The organism is Streptomyces corallincola (genome assembly GCF_019104725.1).
GTDB classification, from domain to species: Bacteria; Actinomycetota; Actinomycetes; order Streptomycetales; family Streptomycetaceae; genus Streptomyces; species Streptomyces corallincola.
Map to the genome: position 1 here is coordinate 107,464 of NZ_JAHRXF010000011.1, position 15,292 is coordinate 122,755.

Annotated in this window: 11 protein-coding genes; 10 read left to right on the forward strand and 1 reads right to left on the reverse strand. The window is 70.4% G+C overall.

Annotated features, from left to right (window positions below):
* Positions 1-273 precede the first annotated feature (273 nt).
* The 3 genes from KUM39_RS10680 to KUM39_RS10690 all read left to right on the forward strand — a co-directional run bounded on the left by KUM39_RS10680 (position 274) and on the right by KUM39_RS10690 (position 3,539).
* Complete coding sequence (locus KUM39_RS10680; protein ID WP_217785238.1) at positions 274-954, forward strand: PadR family transcriptional regulator; 681 nt, start codon at positions 274-276, stop codon at positions 952-954.
* A gap of 43 nt (positions 955-997) precedes the next feature.
* Positions 998-2,080 carry an inositol-3-phosphate synthase gene (locus KUM39_RS10685; RefSeq protein WP_217785239.1) on the forward strand — a complete coding sequence of 361 codons (1,083 nt, stop codon included), beginning with the start codon at positions 998-1,000 and terminating at the stop codon, positions 2,078-2,080.
* Between the two features lie 148 nt (positions 2,081-2,228).
* Positions 2,229-3,539 (forward strand): MFS transporter, encoded by a 1,311-nt coding sequence (locus KUM39_RS10690; RefSeq protein WP_217785240.1) that lies wholly within the window; start codon positions 2,229-2,231, stop codon positions 3,537-3,539.
* Between the two features lie 44 nt (positions 3,540-3,583).
* On the opposite strand, the gene KUM39_RS10695 is transcribed toward KUM39_RS10690, so the two are convergent.
* Positions 3,584-5,026 (reverse strand): CCA tRNA nucleotidyltransferase, encoded by a 1,443-nt coding sequence (locus KUM39_RS10695; RefSeq protein ID WP_217785241.1) that lies wholly within the window; start codon positions 5,024-5,026, stop codon positions 3,584-3,586.
* 257 nt (positions 5,027-5,283) lie between these two features.
* On the opposite strand from KUM39_RS10695, the gene KUM39_RS10700 reads away from it, so the two are divergent.
* The 7 genes from KUM39_RS10700 to trxA all read left to right on the forward strand — a co-directional run bounded on the left by KUM39_RS10700 (position 5,284) and on the right by trxA (position 15,184).
* Positions 5,284-7,689 carry a DUF6049 family protein gene (locus KUM39_RS10700; RefSeq protein WP_217785242.1) on the forward strand — a complete coding sequence of 802 codons (2,406 nt, stop codon included), beginning with the start codon at positions 5,284-5,286 and terminating at the stop codon, positions 7,687-7,689.
* 46 nt (positions 7,690-7,735) lie between these two features.
* A complete protein-coding gene (murJ, locus tag KUM39_RS10705) occupies positions 7,736-10,093 on the forward strand; it encodes a murein biosynthesis integral membrane protein MurJ (RefSeq protein ID WP_217785243.1) in 2,358 nt (785 codons plus the stop codon).
* Positions 10,094-10,210: 117 nt separating this feature from the next.
* Positions 10,211-11,932, forward strand: coding sequence for a protein kinase family protein (locus KUM39_RS10710; RefSeq protein ID WP_217785244.1), 1,722 nt, complete (start codon positions 10,211-10,213; stop codon positions 11,930-11,932).
* Between the two features lie 26 nt (positions 11,933-11,958).
* Positions 11,959-12,693, forward strand: a complete 735-nt coding sequence (sigM, locus tag KUM39_RS10715; protein WP_217785245.1) for an RNA polymerase sigma factor SigM — start codon at positions 11,959-11,961, stop codon at positions 12,691-12,693.
* Positions 12,690-13,661, forward strand: a complete 972-nt coding sequence (locus tag KUM39_RS10720; protein ID WP_217785246.1) for a zf-HC2 domain-containing protein — start codon at positions 12,690-12,692, stop codon at positions 13,659-13,661. The genes sigM and KUM39_RS10720 overlap by 4 nt, the downstream gene beginning before the upstream one ends.
* Positions 13,662-13,832: 171 nt before the next feature.
* Positions 13,833-14,804 carry a thioredoxin-disulfide reductase gene (gene trxB, locus KUM39_RS10725; protein WP_217785247.1) on the forward strand — a complete coding sequence of 324 codons (972 nt, stop codon included), beginning with the start codon at positions 13,833-13,835 and terminating at the stop codon, positions 14,802-14,804.
* A 47-nt stretch (positions 14,805-14,851) separates the two neighbouring features.
* A complete protein-coding gene (gene trxA / locus KUM39_RS10730) occupies positions 14,852-15,184 on the forward strand; it encodes a thioredoxin (protein ID WP_217785248.1) in 333 nt (110 codons plus the stop codon).
* The last annotated feature ends 108 nt before the right edge of the window (positions 15,185-15,292 follow it).

Consider the following 15,292-nt stretch of genomic DNA (forward strand, 5'->3'; position numbering starts at 1 on the left):
CGCATTCACCCGTACAGCACCCGGGCCGGGGACGCCCCCCGGGCGTCGCTCGGTTCCCGGTGGTGTGCATGCCGCACAGACTACGCACCGCCAAAACCCGCCGAGCTCCGAAGTTCACCCCAAATCAGGCAAGTTGCCTGCAACGAATCAGTGATGTGATCCCGTTCACCGTGCCCCCTCTTGTCGCGGAGTGGAGGCCGTTCTATCGTCTTGATGTATCGAGTCGATACATCAGTGCGAGATAAAGACGCGGCGGACCGGAAGGAGCAGCTCATGAGCCGACGATCCGGCATCCTCGAGTTCGCCGTCCTCGGACTGCTGCGCGAGTCCCCCATGCACGGCTACGAGCTGCGCAAACGACTCAACACTTCACTGGGTGTGTTCCGAGCGTTCAGTTACGGAACGCTCTACCCCTGCCTCAAGACGCTGGTCGCCAGCGGCTGGTTGATCGAGGAACCGGGCAACACCCAGGAAGACCCTCTCGCCGCTCCGCTCACCGGCCGCCGCGCCAAGATCGTCTACCGGTTGACGGCGGAAGGTAAGGAGCACTTCGAGGATCTGCTCTCGCAGACCGGTCCCGACGCGTACGAGGACGAGCACTTCGCGGCCAGGTTCGCGTTCTTCGGCCAGACCTCACGGGACGTGCGCATGCGCGTCCTGGAGGGGCGGCGCAGCCGCCTGGAGGAACGCCTGGAGAAGATGCGCGCCTCGCTGGTCCGCACCCGGGAGCGGCTCGACGACTACACGCTCGAACTCCAGCGCCACGGAATGGAGTCCGTGGAGCGCGAAGTGCGCTGGCTGAACGAGCTGATCGAGAGCGAGCGGGCGGGCCGGGACCTGGGTGGTCCCGAGTCCCGGAGCGCGGCTCAGCAGGACACATCTGGAGCGACGGGCGGCCTGCCCCGCCCGGGGGACGGCCCCCGGACGGATCCGCCCGGCGACACCACCACGTGAAGCCCGCTCGGGGCCTCACTCGTACACACAGGGAGCAACCGGAATGGGTTCGGTTCGCGTAGCGATCGTCGGTGTGGGCAACTGCGCCGCGTCGCTGGTGCAGGGAGTCGAGTACTACAAGGATGCCGACGCGGCGTCCAAGGTCCCCGGTCTGATGCATGTGCAGTTCGGTGACTACCACGTGCGTGACGTCGAGTTCGTCGCCGCGTTCGACGTCGATGCGAAGAAGGTCGGCCTCGACCTGGCGGACGCGATCGGCGCCTCCGAGAACAACACCATCAAGATCTGCGACGTGCCCTCCACCGGCGTCACCGTGCAGCGCGGCCACACCCTCGACGGCCTCGGCAAGTACTACCGCCTGACCATCGAGGAGTCCGAGGCCGAGCCGGTCGATGTCGTCAAGGTCCTGAAGGACCAGCGGGTCGATGTCCTGGTCTGCTACCTGCCCGTCGGCTCCGAGGACGCGGCGAAGTTCTACGCCCAGGCCGCCATCGACGCCAAGGTCGCCTTCGTCAACGCCCTCCCGGTCTTCATCGCCGGTACCAAGGAGTGGGCGGACAAGTTCACCGAGGCCGGTGTACCGATCGTCGGTGACGACATCAAGTCCCAGGTCGGCGCCACCATCACGCACCGCGTCATGGCGAAGCTGTTCGAGGACCGCGGTGTCGTCCTGGACCGCACGATGCAGCTGAACGTCGGCGGCAACATGGACTTCAAGAACATGCTGGAGCGCGACCGGCTGGAGTCCAAGAAGATCTCCAAGACCCAGGCCGTCACCTCCCAGATCCCCGACCGGGACCTCGGCGAGAAGAACGTCCACATCGGCCCGTCCGACTACGTCGCCTGGCTCGACGACCGCAAGTGGGCCTATGTCCGCCTCGAAGGCCGCGCCTTCGGCGACGTCCCGCTGAACCTGGAGTACAAGCTGGAGGTCTGGGACTCCCCGAACTCCGCCGGTGTCATCATCGACGCCCTGCGCGCCGCGAAGATCGCCAAGGACCGGGGCATCGGCGGCCCCATCCTCTCCGCGTCCTCGTACTTCATGAAGTCCCCGCCGGTGCAGTACTTCGACGACGAGGCCCGCGAGAACGTCGAGAAGTTCATTCGCGGTGACGTCGAGCGCTAGCCGCCAGGCTCCGCGCCCGCTCCACCCGGCACGGCGCGCCGCTCACCGGCGCCGCGCGTCAGTTCGCTGAGAACGCTCCTGCCAGGGCAGTGAGGGTCCTCGGGTCCACCGGACCCGAGGACCCTCCGCATATGTGAGGCTGTGCCCCATGCCCGTCGTCCGCGACCTGCGGGTCCTGCTGAGCCTCCGTGATTTCCGGCGCCTGCTGACCGTCCGCCTGCTCTCCCAGGGCGCCGACGGCGTCTTCCAGGTCGCGCTCGCCGCCTATGTGGTGTTCTCCCCGGAGGAGCAGTCCTCGGCGGCATCGGTCGCCTCCGCGATGGCCGTCCTGCTGCTCCCCTACTCCCTGGTCGGCCCCTTCGCCGGTGTTCTGCTGGACCGCTGGCGACGCCGTCAGGTGTTCGTCCACGGCAATCTGCTGCGCGCCCTGCTCGCCGCCGGAACCGCCGTGCTGATGGTCAGCGGGGTCCCGGACTGGCTGTTCTACCTCTCCGCCCTGTGCGTCACGGCCGTCAACCGCTTCGTCCTCGCCGGACTGTCCGCCTCGCTGCCCCGCGTCGTGGACTCCGGACGGCTCGTCATCGCCAACTCCCTCTCCCCGACCGCGGGCACGCTCGCGGCGACCGCCGGAGGCGGCCTCGCCTTCGCCGTGCGGCTCCTCTCCTCGGGCTCCGACGCGGCCGTGGTACTGCTCGGCGCACTGCTCTACCTGGCCGCCGCGCTCACCTCACTGACCCTGCCGGTCGCTCTGCTCGGCCCCGACCACCGCCCGGTGCAGCCACGTCTGCGGGACGCCGTCGCGGGCACCGCGCGGGATCTGCTCGCCGCCGTACGGCACCTCAGCGAGCCCCGGCGCCGGGACGCCGTGCGAGCGCTGGGCGCGATGACGCTGATGCGCTTCTGCTACGGCGCCCTGCTCGTCCTGCTGCTGATGCTGTGCAGGTACGCGCTCTCCGGCACGCCGGAGGAAGGTCTGCGGCTGCTGGGACTTGCGCTGGCGGTGTCCGGGGCCGGATTCTTCGTCGCCGCCGTGGTGACACCGGGGACGGCCGGACGGCTGGGCCCCATCCGCTGGATCGTCGTCTGCGCCGGTGCGGCGGCGGCCCTGGAACCGGTGCTCGGCCTCTGGTTCGCAACAGCGCCCCTGATGGCCGCCGCCTTCGTCCTGGGACTGGTGACACAGGGCGCGAAGATCGCGACGGACACGATCGTGCAGGAGTCCATCGCCGACGACTTCCGGGGCCGGATCTTCTCCGTCTACGACGTCCTCTTCAACGTCGCTTTCGTCGGCGCCGCCGGAGTGGCCGCGCTGATGCTCCCGCCGGACGGCCGCTCGGTGGCCCTGGTCGTACTGGTCGCCCTCGCCTACGGCACGGTCGCCGTCCTGATGTCCGGCCGCCGGACGGTCCAGGAGAGCGAGAAGGGCGATGTTTCACGTGAAACATCGCCCCCTCGGTAGTCCGCGCGCTCTCGTGTTTCACGTGAAACATCGACGCCCGCGGCTCAGTTCTGCGCGGCCCACCACTCCTTGAGAGCGGCCACCGCGGCGTCGTACTCCATCGGCCCGTGCTCCAGGCGCAGCTCCAGCAGGTGCTTGTACGCCTGGCCGATCACCGGTCCGGGGGTGACACCCAGGATCTGCATGATCTGGTTGCCGTCCAGGTCGGGGCGGATCGCGTCCAGCTCCTCCTGCTCCTGGAGCTGCGCGATCCGCTCCTCCAGCCCGTCGTAGGCCCGGGCGAGCGTGGCCGCCTTGCGCTTGTTCCGGGTGGTGCAGTCGGAGCGGGTCAGCTTGTGGAGGCGCTCCAGCAGCGGGCCCGCGTCCCGGACGTACCGGCGCACCGCGGAGTCCGTCCACTCCCCGGCTCCGTAGCCGTGGAAGCGGAGGTGCAGTTCGACCAGCCGCGAGACGTCCTTGACCAGATCGTTGGAGTACTTCAGCGCCGTCATGCGCTTCTTGGTCATCTTCGCGCCCACCATCTCGTGGTGGTGGAAGGAGACCCGGCCGTCCTCCTCGAAGCGGCGCGTGCGCGGCTTGCCGATGTCATGGAGCAGCGCGGAGAGCCGCAGTACCAGGTCGGGGCCCTCCTGCTCCAGCGCGATCGCCTGCTCCAGCACGATCAGCGTGTGGTCGTAGACGTCCTTGTGCCGGTGGTGCTCGTCGCTCTCCAGCCGCAGGGCGGGCAGCTCGGGCAGGACGTGACCGGCGAGTCCGGTGTCCACCAGCAGGGTCAGGCCCTTGCGCGGGTGGGCGGAGAGGATCAGCTTGTTCAGCTCGTCCCGTACGCGCTCCGCCGAGACGATCTCGATCCGTGCGGCCATGTCGGTCATCGCGGTGACGACCTCGGGGGCGACCTCGAAATCGAGCTGGGCGGCGAACCGGGCGGCGCGCATCATCCGCAGCGGGTCGTCCGAGAACGAATCCTCGGGGGTGCCGGGCGTGCGCAGCACCCGGGCGGCCAGGTCCTCCAGGCCACCGTGCGGGTCCACGAAGTCCTTCTCCGGCAGTGCCACGGCCATCGCGTTCACCGTGAAGTCACGGCGGACGAGGTCCTCCTCGATGGAGTCGCCGTAGGACACCTCGGGCTTGCGCGAGGTGCGGTCGTACGCCTCGGACCGGTAGGTGGTGACCTCGATCTGGTAGCCGCCCTTGTGCGCGCCGACCGTGCCGAAGGCGATGCCCACCTCCCATACGGCGTCGGCCCAGGGCCGCACGATCTTCAGGACGTCCTCGGGGCGGGCGTCCGTCGTGAAGTCCAAGTCGTTGCCGAGGCGGCCGAGCAACGCGTCCCGGACCGATCCGCCCACCAGCGCGAGCGAGAAACCGGCCTCCTGGAAGCGGCGGGCGAGATCGTCGGCGACGGGGGCGACCCGTAGCAGCTCGCTCACAGCGCGTTGCTGCGCCTCGTTCAGCGCGGAGGGATTGTCATCGTGGGAATTCGGCACAACAGAAGAGACTACGTGCCCTGGGACACCCCTGGCCGCCTCGGTGAGCGGGCCCGGACAGCTCGGGCCATACCCCTGCGGGCCCTGGTGTTTACGGCAGTCGGACCGCTCTCCTCCCGATACTGGACAGAGAGGACGACCTGCGGCCGTTGCCGATCTTGTGACCGACGCCGCGGCACTTCCCTTCAGCGAGCCTCGTTACCATGCGTGGACGCACATTCCGACGACCACTGACGACGACGAGGGACGGACAGCGCGTGGCCGAGGCGGCTGACTTCCAAGCGACCAGTGCCTCCTCCGTGCGGCGGTGGGTCCGGCGCACCGGCACACTGCTCGCCGGGGCGCCCCTGCTGGCCGGTCTGCTGCAGCTGCCCGCGGCCGGTCCCGCCGAGGCCGCCGCCTCGGACCAGGCGGCCGCCTCCGATCAGGTCTCGGTCGCGCTGGACTCGCTCACCCCGAGCGCCCCGACCGACGGGGACACCCTGAAGGTGTCCGGCACGGTCACCAACCACGGCAAGCAGACCGTGACCGACGCCCACGTCGGACTGCGGGTCGGCCCGCTGCTGAACACCCGGTCCGCGATCGACGGCGTCTCCCGGCACCCGCACGACCTCCAGGGCCCGTCCGGCGACGCGATCGACGCGAAGTACGAGCAGAAGTTCGCCAAGCTGGTGCCCGGTGTCGGAGAGCACTTCAGCGTCTCCGTCCCGGTGGACAAGCTCGACCTCGGCGCGGACGGCGTCTACGAGTTCGGCGTCACCCTGGCCGGGCGTACGTCCGCGCAGCCCTGGGACCAGACGCTCGGCATCGAGCGCACGTTCCTGCCGTGGCAGCCCTCCGAGGCCGACACGAAGACGAAGACCACCTTCCTGTGGCCGCTGATCTCCCCGGTCCACATGACGGCCCGCACGGGCGCGGGCGAGTTGCAGACCCCCGTCTTCCTCAACGACGACCTGGCCAAGGACCTCGCGCCCGGCGGCCGTCTCCAGCAGATGCTGGCGCTCGGCAAGGATCTGGACGTCACCTGGGTCATCGACCCGGACCTGCTGGCGTCCGTGGACGCGATGGCCGACAGCTACCGCGTCCAGGGCCCGGACGGCACCACCACGGCGGGCAGCGCGGCGAACCGGGCACTGGCCAAGAAGTGGCTGGCCGACCTCCAGAAGGCCGTGGCGGGCAAGGAGGTCGTCGCGCTGCCGTTCGGCGATCCGGACCTCGCCTCCCTCGCGCACAACGGCACCAGCGTCACGGGCTCGCTCAGCCACCTCAAGGACGCCACCGATGTCGCCGCCCTCACGGTGAAGACGGTGCTGCACGTCACCCCGAGCACCGACTTCGCCTGGCCCGTGGACGGGGCGGTGGACCCGTCGATCATGAAGGTGGCCACGTCGGCGGGGGCCGACCGGGTCATCGCCCGCAGCGACAGCCTCCAGGAGAGCCCCGGCCTCACCTACACCCCGTCCGCCGCCCGTCCGGTGGGCGGCGGCACGACGGCGGTGGTGGCCGACGCGCGCATGTCCACGGCGTTCGAGGGCGACCTGACCAAGGCGGACGCCACGACCCTGGCCGAGCAGGAGTTCCTGGCCCAGAGCCTGGAAGTGAACGCCCAGACCGACAAGCAGCGCAGCATCGTCGTCGCCCCGCAGCGGATGCCGACGGCGAGCCAGGCACGGGCGATGGCGACGGCCCTCAAGGCCCTCCAGGGCTCCACCTGGTCGGAGGCGCAGAACCTGACGGCCGCCGCGAAGGCCAAGCCCGACCCCGCCGCCAGCACCCGCATCCCGTCCACGTCGGCTTACCCGTCCTCGCTGCGCAAGCAGGAGCTGCCCCGCTCGGCGTTCGTGACGATCGCCAACACCCAGGACAAGCTCGACAACTTCAAGGTGATCCTCAGCGACCAGTCCCGCGTGGTCACCCCGTTCGGCAGGGCCATAAACCGCGAGATGTCCACCTCGTGGCGCGGCCACGCCTCGGCGGCCACCGGCTTCCGGGGTGATGTGGAGGACTGGCTCGACGACCTGTCCCAGCAGGTCAAGCTGATCGACAAGTCGGAGACCAAGCTCTCCGGACGCAGCGCCACCATCCCAGTGACCGTGCAGAACAACCTCGTGCAGCCCGTCGAGCATCTGGTACTGCGGCTCAGCTCGACGCAGCCGACCCGTCTGAAGGTCGGCGGCAAGGCCTACTACGAGCAGCGCGTGGACATCTCCGGCGGCCACAGCCAGTCGGTGAAGTTCACCACCACGGCCAACGCCAACGGCCGCACCGCGGTCGTCGCCCAGCTGTTCACCGAGGACGGGCAGGAGTACGGCTCCGCCGTCAGCTTCGACGTCACGGTCACCGAGGTCACGCCGACCGTGATGCTCGTCATCGGCGGCGGCGTCCTGCTGCTGGTCCTGGCCGGATTCCGGATGTACACGCACCGCAAGCGCGCGGCGGCCCGCCAGGCCGGGGAGGACGGCCCGGACAGCCCGGCCGCGGCGGACAGCGGTGACGGCGGTGACGGCGAGGGGAACCCGGACGCACCCGGCGAGCGTCTCCCGCAGGAGAGCGACGGGCCCGCCGGGGCGGAGCCCCGCTCGGACCAGCCGAGTGACCCTGCGCCGGACACCGCACCGGAAAGCGCCGACCCGTCCGGGACGGGTGAGAGAGTGGACCGTTGAGCGAAGTCGTGGCCGGTGTGGCCCGGAACGATGAGGTGGGGTAACCATGAACGCGCCGTACGACGGTGATCGCGGCCAGGGTGCCGCCGGCCCGGGCCACCCCGAGCCGCAGCCGGAGCCCGGCCAGGTACCCCCGCAGCCCGCGGCGGACATGTACCTCCAGGACGCCTACGACCAGGACCCCTACCGCGCGGGGGACCTCTCCGCCCAGGACCCGGTCGCCGAGGCGCTCTACGACCGCGCCGCGCACCCCCCGCCGCCTCCGGGCGCGCACGGGCAGCCGCTGTACGGCACCCCCGACCCGACGCCGAACGCACCGGACCCCCGCGTGTGGGCGCAGACCCCGCCGCCGGAGCCCGACGGCGGCACCGCCCCGTATCTGCCCTACGGCGACAACCCGCGCACCACCCGGTTCGTGGGCGTGGACGACCTCGTCTCGCACTCGGGCGAGGAGTACCACGAGCCCGACGCCTTCGCCCACCTCTTCCGGGACCAGCAGCAGAGCACCGGCCCGGCGCCCCTGGACGCGCCGGGCGTGCCGGGACCGTCCGTCGCGCCGTATCCCGCCCCGCAGCAGCCGCAGGGACCGCCCAGCCACGCCCAGCGCCACCCCGGCACCCCGTTCTCCGCCGGGCCGCCCGCGCCCGGACACGGCGGGCAGACGCCGGTACCCGCTCCGGCGGGGGCACCGGCCGGGGCTCCGGAACCCGCGGCGGCCACCGCCACCGCCGAGCCGCTCGCACCCGCTCCGGCGGGGAAGAAGGGCGGCAAGGCTTCGGGGCTGCTGAAGTCCAGCGCCGTCATGGCGGCGGGCACGATGGTGTCCCGACTCACCGGTTTCGTCCGGTCGGCGCTGATCGTCTCGGCGCTCGGCCTGGGTGTGCTGGGCGACTCCTTCCAGGTGGCCTACCAGCTTCCGACGATGATCTACATCCTCACCGTCGGCGGCGGCCTCAACTCGGTCTTCGTCCCGCAGCTCGTCCGGGCCATGAAGGAGGACGACGACGGCGGCGAGGCGTTCGCCAACCGGCTGCTGACCCTCGTGATGGTGGCACTGGCCGCGCTGACCGGTCTCGCGGTGTACGCGGCGCCGCTGCTGGTGCGGCTGCTGTCGGACTCGGTCGCCACCAACCCGCAGGCGAGCGGCGTGGCCATCACGTTCACCCGCTACTTCCTGCCCTCGATCTTCTTCATGGGCATCCATGTGGTGATGGGTCAGATCCTCAACGCGCGCGGCAAGTTCGGCGCGATGATGTGGACGCCCGTCCTGAACAACATCGTCATCATCATCACGCTGGGCACCTTCATCTGGGTCTACGGCAGCGCCGCGAACTCGCACCTGACCGTCGCCACGATCCCGCCGCAGGGCCAGCGCCTGCTGGGCGTGGGCGTGCTGCTCGGCCTGGTCGTGCAGGCCCTGGCGATGATCCCGTACCTCCGCGAGACCGGCTTCCGCATCCGGCTGCGCTTCGACTGGCGCGGCCACGGCCTGGGCAAGGCCGCGATGCTGGCCAAGTGGACGCTGCTGTTCGTCCTGGCCAACCAGGCCGGTGCGATGGTCGTGTCCCAGCTCTCCACCGCCGCGGGCAAGACGTCGGAGCACCTGGGCACCAAGGGCACCGGCTTCGCCGCGTACGCCAACGCGCAGCTGATCTGGGGTCTGCCGCAGGCGATCATCACGGTGTCCCTGATGGCCGCGCTGCTGCCGCGCATCTCGCGGTCGGCCGCCGAGCACGACGCGGGCGCGGTACGCGACGACATCTCGCAGGGCCTGCGGACGACCGCCGTCGCCATCGTGCCGATCGCGTTCGGCTTCCTGGCGCTGGGCATCCCGATCTGCACGCTGATCTTCGGCTCGTCGGGCATCGGCGAGTCCACCAACATGGGCTACATGCTGATGGCGTTCGGCCTCGGCCTGATCCCCTACTCGGTGCAGTACGTCGTCCTCCGCGCCTTCTACGCGTACGAGGACACCCGCACCCCCTTCTACAACACCGTCATCGTGGCCGCCTTCAACGCGGGCGTCTCCGTGGTCTGCTTCGTCACGCTGCCCGCCCGCTGGGCCGTGACCGGCATGGCTCTCGCCTACGGTGTCGCGTACGGCGTCGGTGTGGGCGTGGCCTGGCGGCGGCTGCGCAAGCGGCTCGGCGGCGACCTCGACGGGGCGCGGGTGCTGCGCACCTATGCCCGGCTCGGCATCGCCTCGGTGCCCGCCGCCCTGCTCAGTGGGGCCGCCTGCTACGGCATCGCCCAGACCCTCGGACAGGGCGTGCTCGGCTCGCTGGCCTCGGTGCTCGGCGGCGGTGTGATCCTGCTCGGGGTGTTCTTCGTGGCGGCCCGCCGGATGCGTATCGAGGAACTCAACTCCCTCGTGGGCATGGTGCGCGGGCGTCTGGGACGCTGAGCGGGGGTAGGCGCACAACCATCGTCCGCCGCCGTGTGTCGTGCATAGCGGCGGACTGTGGGCACAATTGGGTTCGGCGTCGGACAGCGTGCAACGGATGGGGAGGCAGGGACGACGGTGGCGGAACGGAGCACGGCTGCCGTAGGAGTGGCAGACAACGGCGGTGACGAGCCGCTGACCGCCGAGGCGGAGCAGTCCCCGGCCGACGGAGTCGCCGGTGAGCCGGAGCAGCGCGCGGACAGCGCCGAGGCCCGGGGGAGCGTCGCGGCGGACAGCCCGACGGTCAAGACCTCGGCCCCGGAGCTGCACAGCGGTCACAAACTCGCCAGGCGCTACCGGCTCGAAGAGTGCGTCACCCGTCTGGACGGGTTCAGCAGTTGGCGCGCGGTGGACGAGAAACTCCGCCGTGCGGTCGGGGTGCACATCCTGCCGGGCGGCCATCCCCGCGCCCGCTCCGTCCTCGCCGCCGCCCGCTCGTCCGCCCTGCTGGGCGACCCCCGGTTCGTCCAGGTCCTCGACGCGGTCGAGGAGAACGACCTCGTCTACGTCGTGCACGAGTGGCTGCCCGACGCGACCGAGCTGACGACCCTGCTGGCGGTCGGCCCGCTGGAACCGCACGACGCCTACCAGATGGCCAGTCAGGTGGCGTCCGCGATGTCCGCCGCGCACCGCGAAGGTCTCGCCCATCTGCGGCTCAACCCGAACGCGGTGCTGCGCACCTCCACCGGCCAGTGGCGCATCCGGGGCCTGGCGGTGAACGCCGCGCTGCGCGGCATCGGCTCCGACACCCCGCAGCGCACCGACACCGAATCCATCGGCGCGCTGCTCTACGCCTCGCTGACGCAGCGCTGGCCGTACGAGAACGACGCCTACGGCATGTCCGGGCTGCCGAAGGACATCGGTCTGATCGCGCCGGACCAGGTGCGTGCCGGTGTCCACCGGGGGCTGTCCGAGCTGGCGATGCGCGCGCTGGTCAACGACGGCGCCACCGCCTCGCGGCACGAGGCCGCGTGCACCACGCCCGAGGAACTGGTCAAGGCGATCGGTGACATGCCGCGCATCCGCCCGCCCGAGCCCGCGTTCACCGCCCCGCCCGAGTACCAGCGGACGACGTATCAGCAGGGCAACTACGGGCGTACGGCGCCTCTTCCCGGCACGGCCGCGTCGATGTCCGCGCCCCCGGCACCGTTGCAGAGCCGTACCGGCAAGGCACTCAAGTGGGCCGTGTCGGCGCTGCTCATCGCCGCGCTGGGTCTGGGCAGCTGGCAGCTCGCCGACGCGCTGATGGAGCAGGGCAACAAGCCCAAGGACTCCGGCACCACCAAGACGGAGGACGGCGGCGGCAAGAACGCGGGCCTCCCCAAGCCTGGCCCGATCAAGATCGCCGCAGCTCAGGAGTACGTCGCCGAGGGCGACGCCCAGCACCCCGGTGATGTGGCCAAGACCTACGACGGCGACCGTTCGACGTACTGGCGGACGAAGACCTTCACCAGCGGTCCTTCCATCGCCCCGCTCAAGCCGGGCGTCGGCATCATGTACGACCTCGGTTCGACGCGGAACGTCTCCACGGCCACGCTGGACCTGCGGTACGGCGGCGACCACACGACGGTCGATCTCTACGCGGCCGACTCGCTCACCCCGCCCTCGCTGGGCTCCATGACCAAGGTCGGCAGCGTCACCGCGCAGGGCACGACCGCGACCGTGAAGGTCTCCAAGGCCGTCAGGACGCGGTACGTCCTGGTGTGGCTGACCGCGGTGCCCCTCTCGGGCCCGGACTCGGCGACGTACTCCGGCGCCGGTTACAAGCAGGCCATCGGCGAAGTCCGGTTCGCCGGCTGACGTCTCACCAGGACGCGGAGGTGGGGATGGCGGAGGGCGCCGGATACGGCGGGGTGAGCGATCAGGAACTGCTCGCCCGCCATGTCGAGGGCGACCCCGATGCCTTCGGCGAGATCGTACGACGGCATCGGGATCGGCTGTGGGCCGTCGCTCTCCGCACCCTGGGGGACCGCGAGGAGGCCGCCGACGCGGTGCAGGACGCCCTGGTGTCCGCGTACCGGGCCGCGCACACCTTCCAGGGGAAAGCGGCCGTCACGACCTGGCTGCACCGGATCACGGTGAACGCCTGCCTCGACCGCGCCCGCAAGGCCGCCTACCGCAGGACCGCACCGGTGGACGACACCGCCCGGATGGAACAACTGCTGGAGCCGCACGAGTCCGCCGCGGCGCCCGCCGAACGCAACGACCTGCACCGCCAGCTCCTGACGGCACTGGCGACCCTCCCGCCCGAGCAGCGGGCCGCGCTCGTCCTCGTGGACATGCAGGGCTATCCGGTCGCGGAGGCCGCGCGGGTCCTGGACGTACCGACGGGGACGGTGAAAAGCAGATGCGCGCGGGGCCGTGCCCGGCTCCTCCCCCTGCTCACCCATCTGCGGCCCGGAACCGGGGACGCGGACGACGAGAAGACGGAAACCGGACCGGGACGGAACCACCCGCCCCAGCCATCCGTCCCACCTGAGCAGGGTTCCCGTGGCGGCGCCCTCGGACCGGCGGGCAACAGCGATTCAGCCGTAGTGAAGGACGGAGGTGGGCGAGCGTGACGTCCCCGACGGACACGACCGAGCACCCAGACGTCGCCGAGATCTCCGACCTCGCCGAGGGCCTGCTCGCCCCGCCCAGAAGCGATGCCGTACGCCACCATGTGGAGGCGTGCGAGAGCTGCGCCGAGGTACGGACCTCGCTGGAGGAGATCCGCGACCTGCTGGGTGCCGTCCCGGAGCCGCCCCCCATGCCGGAGGACATCGCCGCCCGTATCGACGCCGCACTCACGGCAGAGGCGCTGCGGGGCACCACGGCGGAACGGCCGGAGACGGAGCACGCTCCGGAGGCAGCCCCCGAAACCGCCACGGAACCCGGTCCCGCCACGGAACCCGAGACCGTGCGGGCGTCCGCAGGCGATGTTTCACGTGAAACATCGCCTGCGGGGGACCGTCCCGCCGGGCGCCCCCGCGCTGCCACCGGACCCGGCCGGAACGGACGCGGCCGGTCCCGCCGCTGGACCGGGGTCGCCCTGGGCACCGTGCTGACCGCCGCCGTCCTGGGCAGCGGCTCCCTGCTGCTGAAGTCCTCCGGCTCCTCCAACGACTCACCCGACAAGGCGACCACCGCCACGGCAGCCGGGGCTTTCGCCGGGAAGCCGGTCGGGGCTCAGGTGAAGGTCCTGCTCGACGCCGAACGTGCCCGGCCGAAAGACGGCGCCGGGACCCAGCGACCGCGCGCCGGGATCGACGCACCGCAGGACACTCCTGGTTCGACCCAGAGCGCGAACACCTTCCTGGAGACCGTCCCCCCGGTCCCGGACTGTGTCCGCCGGGCGGCCGGTGGGGGCACCGAGATCATCGGCGCGAAGACCGGCATGTACACCGGCCGGAACGCCTATCTCGTCGTGACCCCGGACCACGGCAGCGAGACGCGGGTCACGGCCTACGTCGTCGATGCGTCCTGCGCCCAGAAGGGGCCCTCGGCCACCGGCAACGTGCTGCTCAAGCAGTCCTATGCCCGGTCCTGAGCGCGAAGCCTGATTCACCGGCGCACGGGCGGTCATCCGTACGGTGAGGGGGTATCTGCGTGCCCGGACACAGCGGGAATGCGCGCCCCTTAGTATCCGTTGGGTGGGGTGAGGGTCCGGAAGGGACTCCCACCGGTCGAATCGCACAGACCAGAGACAAGGAATCCAGCCGTGAGCGACGTCCGAAACGTGATCATCATCGGCTCAGGGCCCGCCGGCTACACGGCGGCGCTCTACACCGCGCGCGCGTCGCTGAAGCCCTTGGTGTTCGAGGGCGCCGTCACCGCCGGTGGTGCCCTGATGAACACCACCGAGGTCGAGAACTTCCCCGGCTTCCGCGACGGCATCATGGGCCCCGACCTCATGGACAACATGCGGGGGCAGGCGGAGCGCTTCGGTGCCGAGCTGATCCCGGACGACATCGTCTCCGTGGACCTCACCGGTGAGATCAAGACGGTCACCGACACGGCGGGCACCGTGCACCGTGCGAAGGCCGTGATCGTCACCACCGGTTCCCAGCACCGCAAGCTCGGCCTGCCGAACGAGGACGCGCTGTCCGGCCGTGGTGTCTCCTGGTGCGCCACCTGTGACGGGTTCTTCTTCAAGGACCAGGACATTGCCGTGATCGGCGGCGGCGACACCGCGATGGAGGAGGCGACCTTCCTCTCCCGGTTCGCCAAGTCCGTGACGATCGTGCACCGCCGGGACACCCTGCGTGCCTCCAAGGCGATGCAGGAGCGCGCCTTCAACGACCCTAAGATCAAGTTCGTCTGGGACAGCGAGATCGCGGAGGTCCAGGGCGACCAGAAGCTCGCGGGCCTGAAGCTGCGCAACGTCAAGACCGGTGAGCTGTCCGACCTGCCGGTGACCGGCCTGTTCATCGCCATCGGCCACGACCCGCGCACCGAACTGTTCAAGGGTCAGCTCGACCTGGACGAGGAGGGCTACCTGAAGGTCGCCGCTCCCTCCACCCGTACCAACGTGACCGGTGTCTTCGGCGCCGGTGACGTCGTGGACCACACCTACCGGCAGGCCATCACCGCGGCCGGTACGGGCTGCTCCGCCGCCCTGGACGCCGAGCGTTTCCTCGCCGCCCTGTCCGACGAGGACAAGGCGGAGCCCGAGAAGACCGCGGCCGTCTGACCCTCGCACCCCCACCCCACACGCAGTACCGAGTTAAGGAGCCCGCCGTGGCCGGCACTCTGAAGAAAGTGACTGACGACTCCTTCGAGCAGGATGTCCTCAAGAGCGACAAGCCCGTCCTCGTGGACTTCTGGGCCGAGTGGTGCGGCCCGTGCCGCCAGATCGCCCCGTCGCTGGAGGCCATCGCGGCCGAGCACGGCGACAAGATCGAGATCGTCAAGCTGAACATCGACGAGAACCCGGCCATCGCGGCCAAGTACGGCGTGATGTCCATCCCGACCCTGAACGTCTACCAGGGCGGCGAGGTCGTGAAGACCATCGTCGGTGCCAAGCCGAAGGCGGCGCTGGTCCGGGACCTGGACCCGTTCCTCGCCGACTGACGTTTCACGTGAAACATGAAAGGGCCGAACCCCTCGGGGTTCGGTCCTTTCGCATGAGGGAAGCTTTCGCCCCCGAAGCCAGACCGGTCCCAGACACCTAGAGCGGTC

Bases quoted from the DNA above. Each gene is read 5' to 3' on its own strand.
- KUM39_RS10680 (WP_217785238.1), top strand. From the start codon at position 274: ATGAGCCGACGATCCGGCATCCTCGAGTTCGCCGTCCTCGGACTGCTG.
- KUM39_RS10685 (WP_217785239.1), top strand. From the start codon at position 998: ATGGGTTCGGTTCGCGTAGCGATCGTCGGTGTGGGCAACTGCGCCGCG.
- KUM39_RS10690 (WP_217785240.1), top strand. From the start codon at position 2,229: ATGCCCGTCGTCCGCGACCTGCGGGTCCTGCTGAGCCTCCGTGATTTC.
- murJ (WP_217785243.1), top strand. From the start codon at position 7,736: ATGAACGCGCCGTACGACGGTGATCGCGGCCAGGGTGCCGCCGGCCCG.
- sigM (WP_217785245.1), top strand. From the start codon at position 11,959: ATGGCGGAGGGCGCCGGATACGGCGGGGTGAGCGATCAGGAACTGCTC.